The sequence below is a fragment of the Rhizobium sp. 11_C7_N12_5 genome (assembly GCF_051811145.1).
In the GTDB taxonomy this organism is placed as follows: Bacteria; Pseudomonadota; Alphaproteobacteria; order Rhizobiales; family Rhizobiaceae; genus Rhizobium; species Rhizobium lusitanum.
On sequence record NZ_JBPWPY010000001.1, the window covers coordinates 1936418 to 1958998 of the forward strand.

Here is a 22581-nt window from a genome sequence, read left to right on the forward strand (position 1 = left end):
GTGAAAGCGACCCTATTCTATCACTAGAGAGGATCGCCCATGGACCGTTACACCATTCGACGCAACGCACTCGCGTTGATCTTCGCCTCAGCCATAACCGGCGCGGCGATGGCTCAGAGCGCGGCCCCAGCCGCCGCACCGAGCACGGATGGCGTCAGCGCTCCCAAGGTGGCTTGCGGCGGTGATCTTGCACCCTTCCTGGCTGGTGTGAAGGCCGAAGCGATTGCAGCCGGCGCCGATGCCGCGGCGGCCGACAGGACCTTGGCTGGCGCGCAGATCGATCCCAAGGTTCTCTCCATGGACCGTGGTCAGGGCGTATTCCGCCAGACCTTCCTCGAATTCTCGCAGCGCACCGTCAGCCAGGGTCGCCTGGATATCGGTCGCCAGAAGATGAAGCAGTATGCCGACGTCTTTGCAAAGGCTGAAAAAGACTACGGCGTCGCCCCCGGCGTCATCACAGCCTTCTGGGCGATGGAAACCGACTTCGGCGCCGTTCAGGGCAACTTCAACACCCGCAACGCGCTTGTCACCCTCGCGCATGACTGCCGTCGGCCGGACTTCTTCCGTCCGCGTCTGATCGCGCTGATCGAATTGGTGCAGCGCGGCGATGTCGACCCGGAGACCACGACAGGTGCATGGGCCGGCGAAATCGGCCAGACGCAGATGCTGCCGCCTGATATCATCGCGTACGGCACCGATGGCGATGGCGATGGCCACGTCAACTTGAAGACAAGCGCGCCCGACGTCATTCTAACGACGGCAAGATTCCTCCAGCATCTCGGCTTCCAGCGCGGTCAGCCCTGGCTGCAGGAAGTAACCGTGCCGGATAATCTGCCCTGGGAGAAATCCGGCATCGGCGGCACGCTCACCGCCGCCGACTGGTTCCAGCTCGGCGTCAAGCCGCGCGACGGCAACACAAGTTTCGGCTCGCTGCCGGCCGCCCTCATCCTGCCGCAGGGCCGCAAGGGTCCGGCTTTCCTGACCTATCCGAACTACAACGCCTATCTCGGATGGAACCAGTCGTTCATCTACACGACCTCCGCCGCCTATTTCGCCACCCGTTTCGCCGGTGCTCCGCCTTATAACAAGGGCACGCCGGAACCGGGCCTGAACGATGTCGATATGAAGGCGCTTCAGACCAAGCTTGTGGCGCGCGGCTACGATGTCGGCAAGATCGACGGCATTCTCGGCTCCGGCACGCGCATCGCCATTCAGAAGGAACAGTTCCGCCTCGGCATGCCGGCCGATGGCTGGGCGACTTCGGCGCTTCTCGGCGCACTCTGAGTTTTCCTGCTTCCCTATCAAAAAGGCGGCCGCAAGCCGCCTTTTTAATTGAGCTCCTCTCTCCCCGAACGCTCAGAGAAACCCATTCTGCCCGGTGTCGCAGGAAACGGGTGGAACCCCCGCTCTCTCCCGGTTTACATGAGCCGAAACGGGATGAACGGCGATGGACAGCGAAAACCGAATGAGTGCACTCACCTGGGGCCTGCTGCTATTGCTCGGGCTGATCTGGGGTGGGTCGTTCTTCTTTGCCCGTATTGCCGTTCACCATGTCCCACCCTTCACCCTCGTCCTTCTGCGATTGTCGCTGGCAGCGGTGGCGTTGCATGTCTATCTCGCTGGCCGTTTCGGGATCTATCAGGTGCTGCGGAGCCATTGGCGGCAATTCTTGATGCTCGGCCTCATCAACAATGCGGTACCGCACACATTGATCTTCTTCGGCCAGACAGAGATGGGAGCGGGACTTGCCTCTATCCTCAACGCAACCACACCGATCTGGACGGTCCTGATCGGCAATCAGTTGACGACGGACGAGCGGCTGACATCGGCCAAGCTGGCCGGCTGCCTCGCCGGGCTCGTCGGCACGGTCATCCTGCTCGCGCCAAGCGTGACCAACAGCGCTTCTGTGCCCTTCTGGGCGCTGCTGCTGCCGATCATCGCGGCAATTTCCTATGGCTTCGCGGCGATTTACGCCAAGCGCTTCAAAGGCATCGCGCCGCCCGTCGTCGCGGCTGGCCAGCTGACCGGCTCCTCGCTCATCATGTTGCCGGTCGCCCTGGTCATAGACCAGCCTTGGATGCTGGCGACACCGCCGGCCGCCGCGATAGCAGCCATTCTAGGGCTAGCCCTGCTATCGACCGCTTTCGCCTACATCCTCTATTTTCGCATCATGGCGCTTGCCGGCGCGACGAACGCCTCGCTTGTCACCCTCCTGGTACCGCCAAGCGCTATGCTGCTCGGCTTTCTTTTCCTGGGTGAACGGCTCGGCTTCACCGAGATCGCCGGCATGATGCTCATCGCGCTGGGCTTGCTCATCCTTGATGGCCGCACCTACGCATGGATAAGGCATGGCATGCGCGCCGGCGCGGCATAATCCGCACCCCTCCACCCGAAATAAGTCATACACGGCGTTGGGAATAGGTATGCGTTAACACTTATTCACAGCGGGCCAGGCGGCAAACAAGGGAGATTTATTTAATGAAATCAATTCGCTAAGGCGAAACCATGAATCAAAACGCCAACCGGATACCGCGCCGCAGCATCGAATTCTCTTTCCAAGCGACACATTATCGACATAAAATTTAACGGCTGACTGAGGAGGAAGACATGGGATTGACGCGATCCATCAACGTCCTAGTGGTTGGTGCGGCCTTCATTTTCGTCGTAACGATGCTTTTCATCTAACGGCATGACGATCACCGCAGGCGACCGAACTCCGAAAAGCTAACAAAACGACTATTCCATTAAAAAAGCGCATGCCCGGGAGGGACATGCGCTTTTTCATGTGTTGTGTGGCAACCTTAGGCGGCAGCGCCCGCCCGAGCATCCACCTTGCGCTGGAGGCCCAGCCGCTCGAGGACGGCAGAAACGAGAGGCGAGCGGTTCATCGTATAGAGATGAAACTCGTGAATGCCGCGACGCATCAGATCCTGGATCTGTTCGGCGGCGACATCGGCCGCGACCTTGGCGCGCTCATCGGTATTTTCGTCGAGACCATCGAAACGTTCATCGAGCCAGGACGGAATGCTGGTACCGCAGGCACCGGCAAAGCGCTTCAGTTGCGTCAGGTTCTGGATCGGCATGATGCCCGGCACGACCGGGATCTTGATGCCGGTTGCGCGAACGCGATCATGATAGCGCTCGAAGGCATCATTATCGAAGAAGAACTGCGTCAGGGCGCGGTCTGCGCCGTTGTCAGCCTTGCGCTTCAGCATATCGATGTCGGCTACGGTATCGCGGCTCTCCGGATGCTTTTCCGGATAGGCCGATACGGAAATATCGAAATCCCCCCGCTCACGCAGCGCGGTCACCAGTTCGGCGGCATTGGCATAGCCGCCCGGATGCGGCTGGTAGGCGGAACCGACACCGCCCGGCGGGTCGCCGCGCAGGGCGACGAAACGGCGGACGCCGGTGGCGAGAAATTCGTCGATCACCCGATGCGTATCCTCGCGCGTCGCACCGACGCAAGTCAGATGCGAAGCAGTCGTGAACGGCGTCTCATGGATCATCTTTCGAACGGCCGAGAGCGTCGGCGCCTTGGTCGATCCGCCCGCTCCATATGTCACAGAAACGAATTCCGGCTCCCATTCGCTCAATTCCGAAACCGTATTCCATAGCTGCTGCTCGGCTTCTTCCGACTTTGGCGGGAAGAACTCGAAGGAAATGCGGATACCGCCCTGGCCATTTTCGGATTTAGAAGACATGTCAAACTCTCCCGGCAAGAATGGGGGACGATTGGCGGTCCTGCTCGGCTGCCATCAGCAACCGCGGGTCGCGCGCCAGCCAGATCGTGACTGTCAACGCCTGACCGCTTTCCCTCCCCGAATGAAGGTCCTGTACCTGCTCGACATCGAGCCCGGCCAATTTCAGCCAATCGGATATGGTCTGATGCGAGAAACCGAGACGCAGATGCGCATGCTCATCGCGCAGATATTCCAGCCCGTGCGGCGCGAGATCGATGATGGCAAGCCGACCGCCGGGCCGCAGCATTCGCGCCGCTTCCGCAACCGCGATCTGCGGCTGATCAAGGAAATGCAGTACCTGGTGAATGGTGATCAGATCGAAATCCTGCTGCTCGAGCGGCAGGTTGAAAATATCGCCCTGACGCACCGACGCGGCCATGATGTTGGAACGGTCGAGATTGGCGCGGGCTACGGCCAGCATGTCGCGGCTGGCATCGATGCCGATGGCGCGGCGATAGTGACCTGCCAACAGCTGCAACATCCGGCCCGTGCCGGTACCGAGATCGAGAAAGGAATCGATCGGCTGCGGGCCTATCAATTCGATCAGCGCCTTGTCGACATCCTCATCGGCGACATGCAGACGGCGCAGCTCATCCCACTCGGCAGCATTCCGGCTGAAATAGGCTTGCGCGCGCTCGGCGCGAATGCGCTTCACGGAAGCAAGTCGCTCCCCGTCGCGCAACAGCACGGAATCCTTCTCCGCCGTATGGCGCAGAAGCGTTCGTGCCATCATCACCGCCTTGCCGTCCTGCTTCAGGCGGAAATAGGCCCAGGCGCCCTCCTGATAGCGGTCGATCAGGCCCGCTTCTCCAAGCAGTTTCAGATGCCGCGAAATGCGGGGCTGTGATTGGCCGAGAATTTCGGTAAGATCGGTGACTGTCAGATCGCCGGCGGCAAGGAGTGCCAGCAGCCGCAGCCGCGTGGGCTCGCCGACGGCTTTCAGCACGTCCACAACCTCATCCAAGCCGAGCTTCACAACATCAGTCATTCCACACCCAATCAAGATATAAAGATATCTTTATGTGATTTGGGCGCGTTCTGCAAGAGCCAAACGATCGCCGACGCGGTTTGACGTCGGAAATCTGTTAGTTTCTGCCGAAAACGGAACACCGAATGCCGGCGCGAGATAAACAAAAACCCCGGTCAAGCCGGGGTTTTCGAAGAGCAAAAGCAGAAGCTTATCGCGTCAGGCGCTTATAGGTGACGCGGCTCGGATTGATGCTGTCAACGCCGAGACGGCGCATCTTGTCCTGTTCGTAATCCTCGAAGTTACCTTCGAACCATTCGACATGGCTATCGCCTTCGAAAGCGAGGATATGCGTGGCCAGACGATCAAGGAACATGCGATCGTGGCTGATGATGACGGCGCAACCGGCAAAGTTTTCAAGCGCGATCTCGAGAGCGCCAAGCGTTTCCGTATCAAGGTCGTTGGTCGGTTCGTCGAGCAGCAGAACGTTGCCGCCGGCCTTCAGCATCTTGGCAAGATGCACGCGGTTGCGCTGGCCGCCCGAGAGGTTGCCGACCTTCTGTTGCTGGTCGCCGCCCTTGAAATTGAAGGTCGCGCAATAAGCGCGCGAATTCATTTCATACTTGCCGAGCTTGATGACTTCGGCGCCGCCGGAGATCTCTTCCCAGACGGTCTTGCCGCCATCGAGTGCGTCACGGCTCTGGTCGACATAGCCGAGATGAACGCTGTCGCCGATGCGGATGCTGCCGCTATCCGGCTTTTCCTGGCCGGTGATCATGCGGAAAAGCGTCGTCTTGCCGGCGCCGTTCGGACCGATAACGCCGACGATACCGCCCGGCGGCAGCTTCAGCGACAGACCTTCGATCAACATCCGGTCGCCATAACCCTTGTTGATGCCTTCCATCTCGATGACCACCTGTCCGAGACGCTCACCGACCGGAATGATGATCTGCGCATCGCCGGGACGCTGGTTCTCGGCGGCATCGACCAACTCGTCATAAGCGCGGATACGGGCCTTGGACTTCGACTGGCGGGCTTTCGGGCTGGAAGCGATCCACTCCTGTTCGCGAGCGATCGCCTTCTGGCGACCGGCCTCTTCGCGACCTTCCTGCTGCATGCGCTTCGCCTTCGCCAGCAAGTAGGAGGAGTAGTTGCCTTCGTAGGGAATGCCGCGACCGCGGTCGAGTTCGAGGATCCAGCCGGTGACGTTATCCAGGAAGTAGCGATCGTGGGTAATCATCAGCACGGCGCCCGGATAGGCACGCAGATGCTTTTCCAACCAGGCGATGGTTTCGGCGTCGAGATGGTTAGTCGGTTCGTCGAGCAGCAGCACGTCCGGCTGCGACAGCAGCAGCTTGCACAACGCCACACGACGGCGTTCGCCGCCGGAGAGTTTGGTGACGTCGGCATCGCCAGGCGGGCAGCGCAACGCATCCATTGCCATCTCAACCTGGCTTTCCAGGTCCCAGAGATTCTGGCTGTCGATGATGTCCTGGAGCTTAGCGCCCTCTTCCGCCGTCTCGTCGGAATAGTTCATCATCAGTTCGTTGTAACGATTGAGGACGTCAGTCTTCGCCGCAACGCCTTCCATGACGTTTTCGAGCGCCGTCTTCGCCGGATCGAGCTGCGGCTCCTGCGCCAAATAGCCGATGGTGGCACCCTCGGCCAGCCAGGCCTCGCCGGTATACTCCTTATCGAGACCGGCCATGATCCGCAGCACAGTCGACTTACCTGCACCGTTCGGACCGAGAATACCGATCTTGGCATCGGGGTAGAAGGAGAGATGGATATTCTCGAGAATTTTCTTGGCGCCATAGGCCTTATTCAGACCGGCCATATGATAAATGAACTGACGTGCCATAGCTTGGGTTACTCCACGGGCGAACAACATTGTGAATTGTGCCGCTATGTAGGCGAAACCCCGCCCTCGGGCAACGGCGAAACCTTGTCCGAGGGCATTATCCGAGTCATAAAGCCCGTATTTCCTCAGAAACCGGCCGCATCCACCACGCCGCGATCGCACCCGAACGACGTGCTGCCGGCACCCTGGATCAGTTTGCCAAGCCGTGGCTCGCCACCCTGCTGCGGATCGATCGCATCTTCGGAGAGGCCGATCGTCAATTCCGAAATCATCCTGGTATTGCCGACCCGGCGGCAGCTCATCTTGATGCGCGCATTGGCACCCTCGCCGAAGCTCTGGTCGAAGGCGGCCTTGATGGTTTCGGCATCCAGCTCCTTGCCGATATTCTCAGCGAAAAGATCGCGCACGGCCGATGCATTGAGTTCGGCGATCAAACCGGCAGCGGTCGAGAAAAACTGATCGGCGCTGAGCTTCGTGCATGTGCCGTGCTTGATCCATTCATGGCGTTCGAGGCCGGACTGGGTGCCCGGCATGACCTTGTCGAGCTTTGCCTTGACTTCCTGCGACAGCTGAACCGCCGGTAGATCCTTCCAATCGCTGCTGCGGTCGGCCTGTTTCAAATCGTCCGAAACGTCGCAATATTCCTGCCGCATCGGCCAGAGGCCGTGCAGCGAGAAATTTGTGGCGTCATAGTTGTTCGACGATTGGTTCCGGCATTCCGCCTTCTTCTGGTTCGTCGCACAAAACGCCGGCTCCCAGCTCGCCGCCAGTATAAAGCGCGTCCGCCCTCTGCTCTGCTCCTGCGCCGCCGCGCTGGCGATCGTTCCGGCCGAAAGGAGCACAACCGCAAATATCCGAAGCAAATGCTTCATTTCATGCCTCCAATTAGAACATTATAGGAACAAATAAGCAGTTTGATTGAGTAGATGCAACCCTGAATCACATGGCTTGCGAAGATTTATTTCTGTGGGCTTCGATCGTTATCCGTTGCAATCAACCGAATGATGACCTTTCGTCCAAATGGGGAGGAACCATGCATGTTCGCCGAGACGCAACGCCTGGAAAGCCCGACGGGCGCGACGATTGCCTATCATCATTCGCCGGCTAAAGGCGATGCACGCGGCATCCTCCTGATATCTCATGGCCTTGCCGAACATTCACGCCGCTACGCAGCTTTTGCTGAAGCCATGGCCGCGCGCGGCTTTCATGTCTATGCCCATGATCATCGCGGCCATGGCGAGACTATTGCTGCCGACGCTCCAATCGGCCGTTTCGCGCGAAGAAACGGCGTCGGGCAGGTCATCTCTGATGTGCTGGCCATGCGCGAGCTTGCCGCGACGGCCCATCCCGGCCTGCCCATCATTCTCTTCGGTCACTCCATGGGAGGATTGATCAGCCTCAACACGGTCGTCACGCATCCGGACAAATTCGATGCCGTCGCGGTCTGGAACTCCAACTTCAATCCCGGCCTCGCCGGCCGCGCCGCCCAGCTCATCCTGAAGACGGAGCGCATGTTCAAAGGATCGGACGTCCCCAGCGGGCCGTTGCCGAAACTGACCTTCGCTACCTGGGGCAAATCCATCCCGAACCGCCGCACCGAGTTCGACTGGCTTTCGCGCGTTCCCGAGCAGGTGGACAAGTACATCGCCGATCCGCTCTGCGGCTTCAATGCATCTGTCTCGCTCTGGCTTGACATATTCGAGCTCAGCTTTCGCGCCCCGCAGAAAACCTATCTCGACCGGCTGCGGCGTGACATGCCGATTCATCTGACGGGAGGCGGCAAGGATCCCGCGACCGACAACGGAAAAGCGATTTCCTGGCTGTCAAACCATTTGAAAAATGCCGGCTTCTCTCATATTACAACCGCGATCCATCCGGACATGCGGCACGAGACGCTGAACGAAATCGGCGCCGCCCAAGCCATTTCCGACTTTGCCGACTGGTGTGAGAAGGTGACGGCAAGGAACTGATTCTCAAAGGAATTCTACAATGAATGCCAGCAGCGGCACCTCGCTTCGATTGCCGCAGTCGGAGCTGACCTTCGGCCTGTTGATGATGTTCCTCTCCGTCGTCCTCTCGCCGATCATCGACATATTCTCCAAGCTCGCGGCAGCCACCATTCCGCCGGCTGAAGTCACCGCCGCGCGTTTCATCCTCCAATCGCTCTTTGCGCTGCCGATGATGGCCATGCTTGGACAATGGGGCGTATGGACATGGCGTCGCAGCGGCGTGCATGCCATCCGCGCCGGCGTGCTCACGCTGTCCATGGTTTCGTTCGTGACGACGCTGCAGGTCATGGAAGTCGCCGATGCCATCGCCATCTTTTTCGTCGAGCCGATGATGCTGACCATTCTCAGCAGCATTTTCCTCAAGGAAACCATCGGCTGGCGGCGCTACACGGCCTGCGCCGTCGGTTTTTTCGGCGCGATGCTGATCATCCAGCCGAGCTTCGAAGAGGTCGGTTTCGTGGCGCTTTTGCCCGTCGTCACCGCGCTCTGCATCGCCGTCTACGTGATGATCACGCGCGTCGTCTCCCATAGCGAGGATGCATGGTCGATGCAGTTTCAAACGGGCATATGGGGCGTCGGCTTCAGCCTGATCCTGCTTGCGATTGGCCGTGCGACTGGTTCTGCCATCCTCGACCCCGTCCTGCCGGACCTGATTGCCATGCTTTATCTGCTCGGCGTCGGCGCCAGCGCCGCCGCCGCCGGCATCCTCACCGTACACGCCTATCGTGCCGTGCCAGCCTCGACGCTTGCGCCCCTGCAATATTTCGAGATCGTCTCGGCGACGATCTTCGGCTGGCTGGTCTTCGGCAACTTTCCGGATGCGATCAAGTGGCTCGGAATATTCATCATCATCGGCTCCGGGCTCTACATTCTCTGGCGCGAGCGGCGCTTTGCTTCCAAGCCGGTATCCGATACATCTGCAACAGCATTCACGCCTTAAGCGAGAGAGCGGGTCGACATGACAGACCAGAAAACCAAGAAACCTCCGCTGTCCGGTATTCGAGTCATCGAGCTTGCTCGTGTGCTCGCCGGCCCCTGGGCGGGGCAGATGCTGGCCGATCTCGGCGCCGACGTCATCAAGGTGGAAAATCCCGACGGCGGCGACGACACGCGCCAATGGGGCCCGCCCTTTGTCGAGGGCAAGGATGGCGAAAATCTCTCGGCCGCCTATTATCATTCGGCCAATCGCGGCAAGCGTTCCATCGTCGCCGACCTCAAGAACGCAGAGGGTCAGGAGCTCGTGCGCCGGCTGGTGAAGACGGCCGACGTCGTGATCGAGAATTTCAAGCTCGGCGGCCTGGTCAAATACGGCCTGGACTACGAAAGCCTGAAAAGGATCAATCCGAGGATCGTCTATTGCTCTATCACGGGCTTCGGACAGACAGGGCCTTATGCCGGCCTGGCAGGCTATGACTACATCGTCCAGGGCATATCCGGCTTCATGTCGATCACCGGCGAGCCCGACGGCCAACCGATGAAGGCAGGCGTTGCGATTGCCGATATCTTCACCGGTATCTATGCGGTCTCGGCAATCGAGGCCGCCCTGATCCATGCGCTCAAGACCGGTGAAGGCCAGCTCGTCGATATGGCGCTTCTCGACGTGCAGTCGGCCGTGCTCGCCAATCAGAACATGAACTATCTGATATCGGGCAAACCGCCCGTGCGCCTCGGCAATGCCCATCCCAATATCTCGCCCTATGAGGTCGTTCCCACCGCCGACGGCTATCTCATTCTGGCTGTGGGCAATGATGGGCAGTTCCGCCGCCTGTGCGCAATTCTCGGCATCGATGCCCACGCCGACGACGAGCGCTATGCGACCAACAAGGCCCGCGTCGCCCACCGCAACGAAGTCCGGGCATTTATATCGGTGAGGACGCTGACCTGGAACAAGGCGGATCTGCTGAAGGCCTGCGAGGACAATGCCGTACCGGCCGGCGCCATCAATACGATCGAGGACATGTTCGCCGATCCGCAGATCAAGTCGCGCGGTTTGCGGATCGATCTCGAGGACAGCGTCGGCACCATGATCCCAAGCGTGCGGACGCCGATCGTTCTGTCGGAGACGCCCTTGACCTATACACGGCCGAGCCCGCGCCTCGGCGAACATCAGGAGGAGGTTCTGGCCGAATTGGCCGAACTGGAGGGAAAGGCGAAGATATGAAGCGAACGGGCGGCCAACTCATCGTCGAAGCTTTGAAGGCCAATGGCGTAGAGCGTATTTCCTGCGTGCCGGGCGAGAGCTTTCTTGCCGTGCTTGATGCGCTGCATGACAGCGACATCAAGGTGCTTGTCTGCCGTCAGGAGGGTGGTGCGGCGATGATGGCGGATGCCTGGGGCCGGCTGACGGGAGAGCCGGGCATCTGCATGGTCACCCGCGGCCCTGGCGCAACCAATGCCTCCGCAGGCCTGCATATCGCCCGGCAGGATTCGATCCCGATGATCCTCTTCATCGGTCAGGTTCAGCGCGACGCCCGCGAGCGCGAGGCCTTCCAGGAAGTGGAATTCCGCCGCGCCTTCACCGAATTCGCGAAATGGGTCGGCGAGATCGACGATGCTGCCCGCATCCCGGAATTCGTCACCCGTGCCTTCGCGGTCGCGACGTCGGGGCGTCCCGGCCCCGTCGTACTGACCCTGCCCGAGGACATGCTCCGCGACGAGGTCGAAGCGCCGGAAGCCAAGCCATATATGCCTGTCGCCGCATATCCCGCCCGCAGTCAGCTCGCCGATCTTCATCGGCGCCTCATAGCGGCGGAACGCCCGATGGTCATTCTCGGCGGCACACGTTGGAATGAGGAGGCGGTTGCCGGCATCCGGCAATTCGCGGAGCGTTTCAGCCTGCCGGTCGGCTGTTCCTTCCGTCGCCAGATGCTGTTCGATCATCTGCATCCGAACTATGTCGGCGATGTTGGGATCGGCATCAATCCGGCGCTCGCCAAAGAAATCAAGGAGGCGGATCTGCTCATTCTTCTGGGTGGGCGCCTCTCCGAGATGCCGTCCTCCGGCTATACGCTGGTGGATATCCCCTACCCGCGCCAGCAGTTGGTCCACGTCCATCCCGACCCGTCAGAGCTTGGCCGCGTCTACCGCCCAGATCTGGCGATCTGTGCGAGTCCCACTGATTTCGTCGCGGCGCTGGCCGATCTGGATGCACCGAGCGAAACACCTTGGGGCGAACGCACCGAACGCATGCATGCCGCTTATCTTGCCTGGTCGAAGACGCCGGAGAGAAGCCCCGGTGCGGTTCACATGGGCCGCATCATGGACTGGATCGAAGCCAATACCGCTGATGATGCGATCTTCACCAACGGCGCTGGCAACTATGCGACCTGGCTGCATCGCTTCCATCGCTTCCGCCGTTTCAACACCCAGGCGGCCCCCACCTCGGGATCAATGGGCTACGGCTTGCCGGCAGCGGTCGCCGCCAAGCAGCTGTTTCCGAACCGCGAGGTGATCTGCTTTGCCGGCGACGGCTGTTTCATGATGCACGGCCAGGAATTCGCGACTGCCGTTCAATATGATTTGCCGCTGATCGCGCTGGTCATCAACAATGGCATGTACGGCACCATCCGCATGCATCAGGAGCGGGAATATCCCGGCCGTGTCAGCGCCACAGCACTGAATAACCCTGATTTTGCCGCCCTCGCCCGCGCCTATGGCGGCCACGGCGAGACGGTGATGACGACGGAGGAATTCGGCCCGGCATTCGAGCGGGCCCGTGCCAGCGGCAAACCGGCGATCATCGAGATTGCGCTCGATCCGGAAGCGATCACGCCCTCGCGCACCCTGACGGAAATCGCTCAAACGAAAGGCCGGTGAGCGCGAGCCCACCGGCCTTCCAAACCACGCCGCGTCGACTTAGAGCGCGGCCGTCACGATGAATTCGACCTTGTACTTCGGTGCAGCGAGCTTGGCTTCGCTGGTCGCGCGAGCCGGCGTGTTGGCCGGATCGACCCAGGCTTCCCAGGCGGCATTCATTTCTGCGAAATAGGAAATATCGGAGAGGTAGATGAGCGTCTGCAGAATCTTCGACTTGCTGGAGCCGGCTGCTGCGAGCAGGCGGTCGACTTCGGCCAACGCCGACTTGCACTGATCGGTGACGCTTTCGCCTTCACCAACCTGGCCGGCGAGGTAGACGGTGTTGCCGTGGATGACAGCGCCGCTCATGCGGGTGCCAACGTCGATACGCTTGATGCTCATGGTTTTCTCCTGATGTTGTTCTTCGACAGGTAACGGAAAGGCACGGCCGGTGGCCTGCCCTTTAATCTCAAGATTGGGAATGCGCCCGTTCAGCCGCGAATATGATGCGTCTTCTGATAGATCGCCGTCGAGCGCGCGCCGGAACGGCAATAGCCGAGCATTGGCCGCGGAAACTCGTCCAGCGCATCGACCATACCCTGCACGGCTTCTTCGGTAACGCCCATGGGGCCGACAGGCACATGGGTGATCTCGAGGCCAAGTTCCTTGGCGCGAGCTTCAATGGCTGAGAACGGCGTCTGGTCCGGGCTTTCATCGTCCGGGCGATGGCAGACGATCGACTTGAAACCCATGGCCTTGATCTGGTCGAGATCCTCTACGGTGATCTGGCCGGACACCGAGTATTCATCATCGATCGGGCGGATATCCATGGTTCATGTCCTCTCTAAAACCGAGGGCTTTGATCTACGCCGCCCCACGGCGAGCGTCAACCGCTCGACACCCTCAAACAAAGGCAAAGTTGAGCATGAAATTGCGGGCTTCGTCGGGCTCAAGAATATTGAATTCACCAGCCTCTTCCAGCTCCGCGCGCGAGACCCAGCGATGCGAAACCGGCTCGATGCCGAGAACATGCGCCGGCGCACGCTGATTGCGCCAAACCTGCAGGAAAGGCAGCGTGTCGGTGCCAAAGCGCACCCTCAATGTCTTGCCGCCGATCGCCGCGATCGGACCGAGGCTGATCTCCGCCCAGTCCTCGCCTTTCTCCAGCGCCGGCACACAGAAAATGTCGCCGGGTTCTTCGCCGAATGTCCAAGGAAAGCCACCATTCTCCAGCATCTGGCCCGACAGGCGCGTGCCGGCGTCGAACCATTTGCCACCGATGTTCATATGATACATGAGGAAGACGGGCATCGCCTCGGTACTCGTATTGACGAGACGATCGGCAAGCGAAACCTCGCCGGTGGCACCGTCGATCCGCCAATGACGTTCCAGCCTTGCCGTGCGGCCTTCAGCGGTGACGACGTCGATGTCCGCGCGGCATTCGGCATTGCCGTTCTCGAATTTGGTCGAGAGAATCCTGGCCGGATGAGAAGAGAGCGAACCATGCAGCGGATAACGTCTTCCCTCAAAACTATCAGGCATCAACTCTGGATGGCGAATGTGATCCGGCCCGCAGGTGAAGAGGAAGCCCTCCAGGGAATGATCGATGCGCGGATCGCCGTCATCGGGAATGGCGCGTCCGGGCGCAAGATTGTTGCCCTCCACGATGCAGGCGCCGATATCCAGCACGGAGCTTTCGTCCAACGTCAGTTTTGGCCCCTTGGCCGCGGAAAAATCCATCATTTTCTAAAATCCTCCCTGATCGGCGCTCCCGCAAGCATCGTCCCATGATGGAGCGCAGCGAGAATAAGCGGTGAGTTGTCTTACCGAATGTTAACTTGAAGCCTTGATCACGCAATTTTTTATATTTTATTCAGCATGATAAACTAAATCTCCATACTGGCGTCAAAATTGCCATGTGTGTGTCAGCCGAACTACATCCGAGGATTCGACAGACGTGAACGGGTTCGTGAAATTCAGCCTTTCCCTGGCAATGACTGCCACGGTGTCCATGCTTGCGCTCACCGACGCGCAGGCACAATACTATCGCAGCGGAAACAACAATACCGTTCTCGTGACCCCGGATGGCCGGATTCTGGATCAGTACCCAGATCAAGGCGCAGGCGGCTACGTCATGGCGCGCGATGGACGCGGCAGGCGGGTTCTCATCGACAGCTATGGCAACGTGGTTGCCACGGAGATGCGGGCCAGCACCTATTATCCGCGCGCGCCGGCTCGTGACGCCTATGGCGATAACGGATATGGCGCCGGCAACCGTTACGGCGACACGCAACTTTCTTCCAACGGTGATGGCTATCGCGACTATCGTCAATATCGCAGCGATGGCTACGGAAATTACAATGGCTCTGATCAGCAGGACCGCAACGTCGTGACCGGCGGCATTCCGCGCGACGGCGACATCCAGCGCGAGCCGCTCGACAACCAACCGCTGCCGGGCACGAAGGCGCAGACCCAGCAAGGTCAGACCAACCCGAGCGACAACGACTACGCAGCGATAGACCCGCAGCAGGGGACACCGGATATCGTCCGCAAGCCTCCGGCCGATCCGGTCATTACCCTCAAGGGCAAATCGAAGGCGGAGATCACGGCGCTCGAGGTCTTTCTCGCACGCCAGGGCATCTCGCCGGGCGCGATCGACGGCCGCATGGGCGCGAACGTCACCAAGGCTGTTTATGCCTATCAACAGATGACCGGCCAGACGCTGGATCCGAACAACACCGACGGGATACTAGAGCAGCTGCGCATGTCCGGCGGCATGCCGATTATCAACTACACGATTACCGCTGCCGACGCGGCTGGCCCCTATGTCGCGTCCATCCCCGAGGACTATGCCGCAAAGGCTCAAATGCCGTCGCTTGGCTATACATCGACGACGGAAATGCTGGCGGAACGCTTTCATATGGATGAAGGCTATCTGAAAGAGCTCAATCCAGGCGTCGATTTCACCGTTCCGGGCAACACGATCAAGGTCGTCAATACCGGCCCCGCCAAGACCGGTACGGTCGCAAAAATCCTTGCGGATAAGGGCCGCAAGCAGGTTTTCGCCTATGATGCCAACGGAACGCTGATCGCGGCCTATCCGGCCAGCATCGGCTCGACCGACACACCATCGCCCTCCGGCACGGTCACAGTCGAGCGCGTCGCCTTCAATCCCGGCTATACATACAACCCGAAGATCAACTTCAAGCAGGGCGCGAACGACAAGATCCTCGACATCCCGCCTGGTCCGAACGGCCCGGTCGGCACCGTCTGGATGGCCCTGTCGAAGCCAACCTACGGCATCCATGGCACGCCTGAACCCTCGAAGATTGGCAAGTCGCAGAGCCACGGCTGCGTTCGTCTCACCAATTGGGACGCAACCGAGCTCGCCAAGATGGTCAAGCCCGGCGTGGTTGTCGAATTCGTCGATTGATCGCAGGTAGAACAAACAAAAAGGCCGCCGGGCGATCTTCCGGCGGCCTTTTTTATAGCTACAAAATGGTCGACGCGTCGCGATCCCTTCCGGCGCGTCGATGGTGTTCTAGAAGCAATCGCGGAAAAGTGCCTTGGTGTTTTCCAGCGTCATCGGCACCGGATTGCCGCCGGCGCTTGGATCTTCAATCGCCATTGCCGAGAGTTCATCGATCCGATCCGGCGCGATGCCCATAGCCGAAAGGCTTTCGGGGACGCCAAGTTCGGCGCGCAATTGCAGCACGTAGTCGTAGAAGCCGTCAAAACCACCGGAAATGCCGAGGTAGGCCGCGGCACGCGCAATCTTGTCTTCAATGGTTTTCCGGTTGAAGCGCAGGACCGCCGGCATAACGACGGCATTGGTCATGCCGTGATGCGTGTTGTAGACGGCACCGATGGGATGCGACAGCGCATGAATGGCGCCGAGCCCCTTCTGGAAGGCGACAGCGCCCATCGCGGCGGCGCTCATCATATTGGCGCGAGCTTCGAGGTCTGTTCCCTCCCTGTAGGCGCGCGGCAGGAATTCCTTGACCAGCCGCATGCCTTCCAGCGCGATGCCGGCCGACATCGGGTGATAGAAAGGCGAGGAATAGGCTTCCAGGCAATGAGCAAACGCATCCATGCCGGTGCCGGCGGTGATGACTTTCGGCATGCCCACAGTCAATTCCGGATCGGCGATGACGACGCCCGGCAGGAATTTCGGATGGAAGATGATCTTCTTCACATGCGTCGCGGAGTTGGTGATGACGCTGGCGCGGCCGACTTCCGAACCCGTGCCTGCCGTGGTCGGTACAGCCACGATCGGGGCAATGCCCTCGAGGCTGGCGCGGGTCCACCAGTCGCCGATATCTTCGAAATCCCATACCGGCCGCGTCTGACCGGCCATGAAGGCGACGCACTTGCCGAGGTCGAGACCGGAACCGCCGCCGAAGGCGACGACGCCGTCATGACCGCCATCCTTGAATGCCTTCACGCCGGCTTCGAGATTCTTCTCGTTCGGGTTCGGATCGACATCGGCGAAAATGGCGCGGCCGAGACCCGCGTCTTCCAGGATGTCCAGAGCCGTCTTGGTGATCGCCATGGAAGCAAGCCCCCGATCGGTGACCAGGAGCGGCTTCTTCATGCCCAGGCTCTTGCAGGCGTCCGCCAGCTCCTTGATCCGGCCGCGGCCGAGCTTGAAGGCGTTCGGATAGCTCCAATTGGCTGAGATAGTGCTCATGCTGTTACTTTCTTCAGGTGATAGGATTTAGGACGCGTCAGATTGTGGAAGCCGATAATCGACAGCGAGCCGCCGCGGCCGGTTTCCTTCACTCCGGTCCAGCAAAGTGCCGGATCGAGATAGTCGGCGCGATTCATGAAGACGGTGCCGGTCTCGATATCGTGGCCGATGCGCGATGCGCGCTCGACATCCTTGGTCCAGAGCGAGGCGGTCAGGCCATAGGGGCTGTCGTTCATCAGCTCCAGCGCCTCGGCATCGCTCTTCACCTTCATGATGCCCACGGCCGGACCGAAGGTCTCTTCGCGCATGAAGGCCATCGAATGATCGACATTGACGAGGATCTGCGGCGCGAGATAGGCGCCACCGTCATCGGCCGGGAACAGCTTGGGATCGACCAGCGCCTTGGCACCCTTGGCGACCGCATCGGCGATCTGCTCGCGCACCACCTTGGCAAAGCGCTTGTGCGCCATCGGCCCGAGCGAGGTTTCCGGATCGAGGGGATTACCGAGCTTGTAGTTCGAAACCCAGGCAACCGACTTTTCGACAAAGGCGTCGTAGAGCGATTCATGCACATAGATGCGCTCGATACCGCAGCAGCATTGACCGGAATTGTAGGTGGCGCCGTCCATCAGCGTATCCACGGCGGCGTCGAGATCGGCGTCCTCCATGACATAGCCCGGATCCTTGCCGCCAAGCTCAAGGCCAAGGCTGGTGAAGGTGCCGGCGGCGGCGCGTTCGATGGATCGTCCGCCTTCGACGGAGCCGGTGAAATTGACGAAATTGAAGCTGCCGGCGGCAATCAGCGCCGAGGTCGTTTCATGGTCGAGGAACACGTTTTGGAAAACATCGGCGGGAACGCCGGCCTCAACGAAGGCCTGCACCAACCGCTCACCGACCAACAGCGTCTGGCTGGCGTGCTTCAGAATGACGGTATTGCCAGCCATCAGCGCCGGCGCGATCGTATTGATCGCCGTCATATAAGGATAGTTCCAGGGGGCGATGACGAAGACGACGCCCTGCGGCTCGCGTTCGATGCGCCGCGCGAAATTCGCGCTGTCCTCGACCACCAGCGGCGCAAGCGCATCGGCGGCGATCGACGCGACATAGTTGGAGCGCTCGTTGAAACCGCGATACTCACCACCATACTTGATCGGTCGGCCCATCTGCCAGGCAAGCTCGGGCACGACCACATCGGCCATCTCATTGAGCCGGGCGGCACCCTTCAGCACGAGCTGGACACGATCCTCCAGCGGGCGACGGGCCCATTCCTTCTGCGCCTTGCGGGCGCGGGCCACTGCTTCCTTGGCGGCATCCAGCGACAAGGCCGGACGCTCGGCATAAACCTCTCCATTCACCGGAGAGACGCATGTGATCATGGTCATGATCGAATTCCTGTTTTCATCATCAATAATTTGATTGCCGGATGTTCCGCAACCTGCCTCCCGCACCATCGCTCAAAGGCGAAGAAGCGGGTGCGCAGATCATCCCAGCGCCCTGCCCGACTATAAAATGAAAATCGGGTGGGAGTCAGGTCGAAAGAGCCTTACGCCCTTTCGAATCCGCGCGCCACTTCCCAATCCGTGATGCGACGATCGTACTCTTCCTGCTCCCATTCGGCAGCGCGGGTGTAGTGATCGATCACATCGTCACCGAAGGCTGCGCGCAACATCTTCGAATTCGTCAGCGCCACCGCAGCATCGCGCAAGGTACGCGGAATTTCACGAACCTCGCGGGCACCATAGGCGTCTCCCACGAAAGGCGCTTCCAGCTCCAGCTTGTTCTCGATGCCGTCGATGCCGGCAGCAATGAGCGCCGCAAAGGCGAGATAGGGATTGAGGTCGGAGCCGCCGACGCGGCATTCGATGCGGATGCTCTTGGTCTCGGCGCCGCACAGGCGATAACCGGCCGTGCGGTTGTCGGTGCTCCAGATCGCCTTCGTCGGGGCGAAGGTGCCGGCGACGAAGCGCTTGTAAGAGTTGATATAGGGCGCCAGGAAATAGGTAATTTCGCTGGCATGCGTCAAAAGACCGGCGACATAATGCTTCATCAGCGGCGTCATGCCATGTTCTTCTTCCTTGTCGAAGAACAGCGGCGTCTTGCGGTCGGTGCTCCAGAGCGACTGATGAATATGCGAGGAACTGCCGGCGGCGCTGTAGTTCCATTTCGCCAGGAAGGTGATGGCCTTACCCTTCGACCAGGCGATCTCCTTGCAGCCGTTCTTGATGATCGCATGACGGTCGGCCATATCAAGTGCATCGGCGTAGCGGACGTTGATTTCCTCCTGGCCCGCCGAGGCTTCGCCCTTGGAGTTTTCGACAGGGATATCGGCGCCCTGCAGGCCCTTGCGGATCGCCCGCATCACATCCTCTTCCTTGGTGGTCTGGAAGATGTGGTAGTCCTCATTGTAGCCGCTGACGAGATTGAGGTTGCGATATCCGGACTCGCGGGCACTATCGTAAGTTTGATCGAACAGGAAGAATTCGAGTTCCGAGGCCATGTAGGCCTTCATGCCCATCGCCTCGAGGCGCTTGATCTGCTTCTTGAGAATGGCGCGCGGAGAATGAGCCACTTCCTCATGCGTATGATGGTCGAGCACGTCGCAGAGGACGAGCGCCGTGCCTTCCAGCCACGGGATCCGGCGCAACGTCGCCAGATCGGGCTTCATCGTATAGTCGCCATAGCCCTTCTCCCAGCTCGTCGACTTGTAGCCGGAGACGGTCTCCATCTCGATATCGGTCGCCTGAAGATAATTGCAGCTATGCGTTTCCTTCCAGGCGCTCTCGACGAAGAATTCGGCCTGGAAGCGCTTCCCCATCAGGCGGCCCTGCATGTCCACCTGGCATGCCAGAACCGTGTCGATGCGCCCTTCGGCCACATCCTTTTTGAGGTCGTCGAACGTATAGCTAGTGCTCATAATTAAACCGCCTGAAAGATAGAAGAGTGATCGGCCGGCGGCGCTGTGAGACATACTGCCCCAAGCCGCTCGCCGAGTTGGATGGGGCCGCGACAGCGGCCCCGCCGGATTGATGATGAATAAGGATCATACCTCGCCGACGGCCCGTTCGGCAGCGGCGATATCGGCCTGACGCTTTGCGATCATGTCACCGATCGGCGGCCCCTGGAAGCGACGCTTTTCGAAGGCGAACCAAACGATCGCGGTCAAGACCAGGAAGCCGATGGTGATATAAAGCGCCCATTCGTTCGGGGGCTGCACACCGATGATGAAGATGATCGCCATGGCAAGGATGACAAGAACCGAGACCACCTTATAAAGGCCGATCCCCATGTTCCACGGCCCCATCTTCGGCCATTTCGCAGTTCCAATCGCCTTGATGCCGAGTACGATCGGCACGGCGAAGGAGAGGAAAAGGAAGATGACCGTGCACGACACGACGATGGTGTAGGCCGAAGAGCCGGCGATCGTGACAAGCGAAGCGCCCCAGACGAACAGCACTGAAAGAACCGCAGCCGTCCAGATGGCGACGGAAGGTGTGCGAAACTTCGGGCTGACGCTGGCGAGCGCCTTCGAAAACGGCAGGCCGCCATCACGCGAGAAGGCATAGATCATGCGCGATGCCGATGTCACTGTCGCAAGGCCGCACAGGAGCTGCGAGATGAAAATCGCAACATAGAGGATGTTGGCGACGACAGGATTGGTGATGCCGTTGATCGTCCAGAAGAAGACGTTCCAGCCCTGCTTCGACGCCTCATTCATGTCCGGGATTGCCAGAAGGAAGGCGAGGAGCATGATATAGCCGAAGAAAGACGACCACCAGACCGAGGAGACCATGCCGCGCGGCACGGAACTCGATGCCTTGACGGTCTCTTCGGACGTATGCGCCGAGGCGTCATAACCGGTGATCGTGTAGATCGGCAGCAGCAGACCAAGCGCGAAGATATACCAGACATTGTCCGTCTTCGGCCAAACCGAGGCGTCACCTTCCGGCGTGCCGGAGTAGTTGGTGAAGGTCCAGATGCGGCTGATGTCCCAGCTCTTCACCCCGATGAGGCAGACGATGGTCAGCGCAATCGCGGCGGCGAAGATCAGGTAGCCGGACATGTCAGTCAGTTTTGCCGTGAGCTTGATGCCGAAATGATTGATCAACGCCTGCAGGCCGGTGATGACGGCGACGAAAATGATCTGATTGGCAAAACCCGCCGAAGTCGTGGTATCGACGGCAATGCCGAACCATCCGGCGATGGAGCCGCTGAAGAAGCCCCAGGTGCCGACATTGATCGCGCCAAGCACCGTGATCAGGCCGAGAAGATTGAGCCACGCCGTCAGCCAGCCGGTGAACCGGTTGCCGAGGATCGAGCCCCAGTGATAAAGCCCGCCGGCCGTTGGATAGGCCGAGGAAATCTGCGCCATCGAGAGCGCGAAAACGCCCGAAATCAAGCAGCCCAGCGGCCAACCGATACCGATCGCAGCACCGCCCGCGCCCGATGTCGCCTGCGCGAGCGAGTTGATGCCGCCGGACAGAATGCAGATGATGGAGAAGGAAATGGCGAAATTCGAGAATGAACTCATGCGCCTTTCCAGCTCCTGAGCATAGCCCATGGAGTGCAGGATGTGGACATCCTGTTTCTTGTCTAAGTCTGTGTAATCAGACATGTCATTCCCCCTAAATCCCGGTTATCCGCGGAATTGCGGATAACCATGTGTCAGGTGAGCCGCCGGCATTTTGCCGTGCGGCCTGATCGCAGTTGAACTGCTCCCCGGGGTCTTTTTCTTTTTATGCTCAGGCTTCCAGACTGCTCTGGAGGAGCCCTGTCAGATAATCAGCCATGACCCCTTGGCCGACGTCGTCTCCGATCAGGTCGTTGCGGACCTCGATCATTACATTATGCAAGCCGTTGGCGATCCCATGCAGTTTCAGCGTATGGGTGACACCATCTTCCGGACCGTAAGGCTGGTTGCGCTCCGTGTGAAAGAGCGGCGCCTTAGCCGCCGCGTCCAGTATGCGGTCCGCCAGCCAACGGTCTTCATCATGAAGGATGCCAAGCTCAACCGCCCTCTGCCGACCATTATAGACCGGCGTAAAGCTGTGGATCGTCACGATCACGTTTTCTTGTCCGCGTGCCGCCCTCTTCTTGAGCATCGAGCGAATTCGATCGTGAAACGGTATATAGAGAGCTTCCGTACGCGCCTGGCGATCCATCTCACCGAGATGTTGATTGCCGGGAATGGTATAGATTTCGCTGGTTTCCGGCATGGCGCCGGCGCTTTCCGGCGGGCGGTTGCAGTCGTAGATCAGCCGCGAGAACCGTTGAGAGACCAAGGTTGCATCGAGGCTCGCGGACATCTTCCTTGCAACCGCAAGTGCGCCCGGATCCCAGGCGATGTGGCTGGAAAGCGCCTCGATGGAAAGCCCGAGATCGCCGAACTTCTCGGGCAAGGCGCGCGAGGCATGTTCGCAAATGATGAAGACCGCGCTGCTTCCATCCGGTCTTTCGACCGCAACGCAATCGCCGTCCGCTTCCGTCAAAATGCCTTGCTGCGCGAGCATTGGGGGGCC

General features: G+C 59.9%; 19 protein-coding genes. 7 read left to right on the top strand and 12 right to left on the bottom strand.

Going from position 1 to position 22581, the window contains the following annotated elements; all coding sequences use genetic code 11:
* The first annotated feature begins 39 nt into the window (after nucleotides 1-39).
* Nucleotides 40-1284 carry a lytic murein transglycosylase gene (locus AB8B29_RS09585; RefSeq protein ID WP_113119400.1) on the top strand — a complete coding sequence of 415 codons (1245 nt, stop codon included), beginning with the start codon at nucleotides 40-42 and terminating at the stop codon, nucleotides 1282-1284.
* 163 nt (nucleotides 1285-1447) lie between these two features.
* Entirely contained in the window at nucleotides 1448-2374 is a 927-nt protein-coding gene (locus AB8B29_RS09590) for a DMT family transporter (protein ID WP_037202765.1), read from the top strand.
* A gap of 427 nt (nucleotides 2375-2801) precedes the next feature.
* Here the strand turns inward: AB8B29_RS09590 and metF are convergent, their stop codons facing one another.
* The 4 genes from metF to AB8B29_RS09610 all read right to left on the bottom strand — a co-directional run bounded on the left by metF (nucleotide 2802) and on the right by AB8B29_RS09610 (nucleotide 7443).
* Nucleotides 2802-3704 carry a methylenetetrahydrofolate reductase [NAD(P)H] gene (metF, locus tag AB8B29_RS09595; RefSeq protein ID WP_037202766.1) on the bottom strand — a complete coding sequence of 301 codons (903 nt, stop codon included), beginning with the start codon at nucleotides 3702-3704 and terminating at the stop codon, nucleotides 2802-2804.
* Between the two features lies 1 nt (nucleotide 3705).
* The gene (locus AB8B29_RS09600; protein WP_047558106.1) at nucleotides 3706-4731 is read right to left on the bottom strand and encodes an ArsR/SmtB family transcription factor; all 1026 of its coding nucleotides are present in this window, start codon (nucleotides 4729-4731) and stop codon (nucleotides 3706-3708) included.
* 190 nt (nucleotides 4732-4921) lie between these two features.
* Nucleotides 4922-6571, bottom strand: a complete 1650-nt coding sequence (ettA, locus tag AB8B29_RS09605) for an energy-dependent translational throttle protein EttA (protein ID WP_037202770.1) — start codon at nucleotides 6569-6571, stop codon at nucleotides 4922-4924.
* Between the two features lie 125 nt (nucleotides 6572-6696).
* Nucleotides 6697-7443, bottom strand: a complete 747-nt coding sequence (locus tag AB8B29_RS09610) for a ribonuclease T2 family protein (RefSeq protein WP_037202771.1) — start codon at nucleotides 7441-7443, stop codon at nucleotides 6697-6699.
* A gap of 165 nt (nucleotides 7444-7608) precedes the next feature.
* Here AB8B29_RS09610 and AB8B29_RS09615 point away from each other — a divergent pair, with 165 nt between their 5' ends.
* From AB8B29_RS09615 to AB8B29_RS09630, 4 genes are read left to right on the top strand one after another with little or no spacing between them, the layout of a single operon-like run.
* Nucleotides 7609-8541, top strand: coding sequence for an alpha/beta fold hydrolase (locus tag AB8B29_RS09615; RefSeq protein ID WP_047558107.1), 933 nt, complete (start codon nucleotides 7609-7611; stop codon nucleotides 8539-8541).
* A gap of 19 nt (nucleotides 8542-8560) precedes the next feature.
* Nucleotides 8561-9520, top strand: a complete 960-nt coding sequence (locus AB8B29_RS09620; RefSeq protein ID WP_092574179.1) for a DMT family transporter — start codon at nucleotides 8561-8563, stop codon at nucleotides 9518-9520.
* 18 nt (nucleotides 9521-9538) lie between these two features.
* On the top strand, nucleotides 9539-10741 hold the full coding sequence (locus AB8B29_RS09625) for a CaiB/BaiF CoA transferase family protein (RefSeq protein ID WP_092574181.1): 1203 nt from the start codon (nucleotides 9539-9541) through the stop codon (nucleotides 10739-10741).
* Complete coding sequence (locus AB8B29_RS09630; RefSeq protein WP_092574183.1) at nucleotides 10738-12396, top strand: thiamine pyrophosphate-binding protein; 1659 nt, start codon at nucleotides 10738-10740, stop codon at nucleotides 12394-12396. Before AB8B29_RS09625 ends, AB8B29_RS09630 begins: the two co-directional genes overlap by 4 nt.
* Before the next feature lie 39 nt (nucleotides 12397-12435).
* Here the strand turns inward: AB8B29_RS09630 and AB8B29_RS09635 are convergent, their stop codons facing one another.
* The 3 genes from AB8B29_RS09635 to AB8B29_RS09645 form a co-directional block, all read right to left on the bottom strand.
* Nucleotides 12436-12777, bottom strand: a complete 342-nt coding sequence (locus AB8B29_RS09635; RefSeq protein WP_092574184.1) for a RidA family protein — start codon at nucleotides 12775-12777, stop codon at nucleotides 12436-12438.
* An 89-nt stretch (nucleotides 12778-12866) separates the two neighbouring features.
* Entirely contained in the window at nucleotides 12867-13205 is a 339-nt protein-coding gene (locus AB8B29_RS09640) for a TIGR01244 family sulfur transferase (RefSeq protein ID WP_037202781.1), read from the bottom strand.
* A 73-nt stretch (nucleotides 13206-13278) separates the two neighbouring features.
* Nucleotides 13279-14118, bottom strand: coding sequence for a DUF4432 family protein (locus tag AB8B29_RS09645; protein ID WP_037202783.1), 840 nt, complete (start codon nucleotides 14116-14118; stop codon nucleotides 13279-13281).
* 214 nt (nucleotides 14119-14332) lie between these two features.
* Between AB8B29_RS09645 and AB8B29_RS09650 the strand changes: the two genes are divergently transcribed.
* Nucleotides 14333-15808 (top strand): L,D-transpeptidase family protein, encoded by a 1476-nt coding sequence (locus tag AB8B29_RS09650; protein WP_047639897.1) that lies wholly within the window; start codon nucleotides 14333-14335, stop codon nucleotides 15806-15808.
* 108 nt (nucleotides 15809-15916) lie between these two features.
* Here AB8B29_RS09650 and AB8B29_RS09655 read toward each other — a convergent pair whose 3' ends face one another.
* From AB8B29_RS09655 to AB8B29_RS09675, 5 genes are all read right to left on the bottom strand, one after another.
* Complete coding sequence (locus tag AB8B29_RS09655) at nucleotides 15917-17065, bottom strand: iron-containing alcohol dehydrogenase (protein WP_037202786.1); 1149 nt, start codon at nucleotides 17063-17065, stop codon at nucleotides 15917-15919.
* The gene (locus AB8B29_RS09660; RefSeq protein ID WP_037202882.1) at nucleotides 17062-18447 is read right to left on the bottom strand and encodes an aldehyde dehydrogenase family protein; all 1386 of its coding nucleotides are present in this window, start codon (nucleotides 18445-18447) and stop codon (nucleotides 17062-17064) included. The genes AB8B29_RS09655 and AB8B29_RS09660 overlap by 4 nt, the downstream gene beginning before the upstream one ends.
* A 161-nt stretch (nucleotides 18448-18608) precedes the next feature.
* A complete protein-coding gene (locus tag AB8B29_RS09665; protein ID WP_113119402.1) occupies nucleotides 18609-19979 on the bottom strand; it encodes a glutamine synthetase family protein in 1371 nt (456 codons plus the stop codon).
* A 126-nt stretch (nucleotides 19980-20105) separates the two neighbouring features.
* Nucleotides 20106-21677 (bottom strand): amino acid permease, encoded by a 1572-nt coding sequence (locus AB8B29_RS09670; RefSeq protein WP_037202790.1) that lies wholly within the window; start codon nucleotides 21675-21677, stop codon nucleotides 20106-20108.
* Between the two features lie 127 nt (nucleotides 21678-21804).
* Nucleotides 21805-22572 carry an N-formylglutamate amidohydrolase gene (locus AB8B29_RS09675; RefSeq protein WP_037202792.1) on the bottom strand — a complete coding sequence of 256 codons (768 nt, stop codon included), beginning with the start codon at nucleotides 22570-22572 and terminating at the stop codon, nucleotides 21805-21807.
* Nucleotides 22573-22581 lie beyond the last annotated feature (9 nt).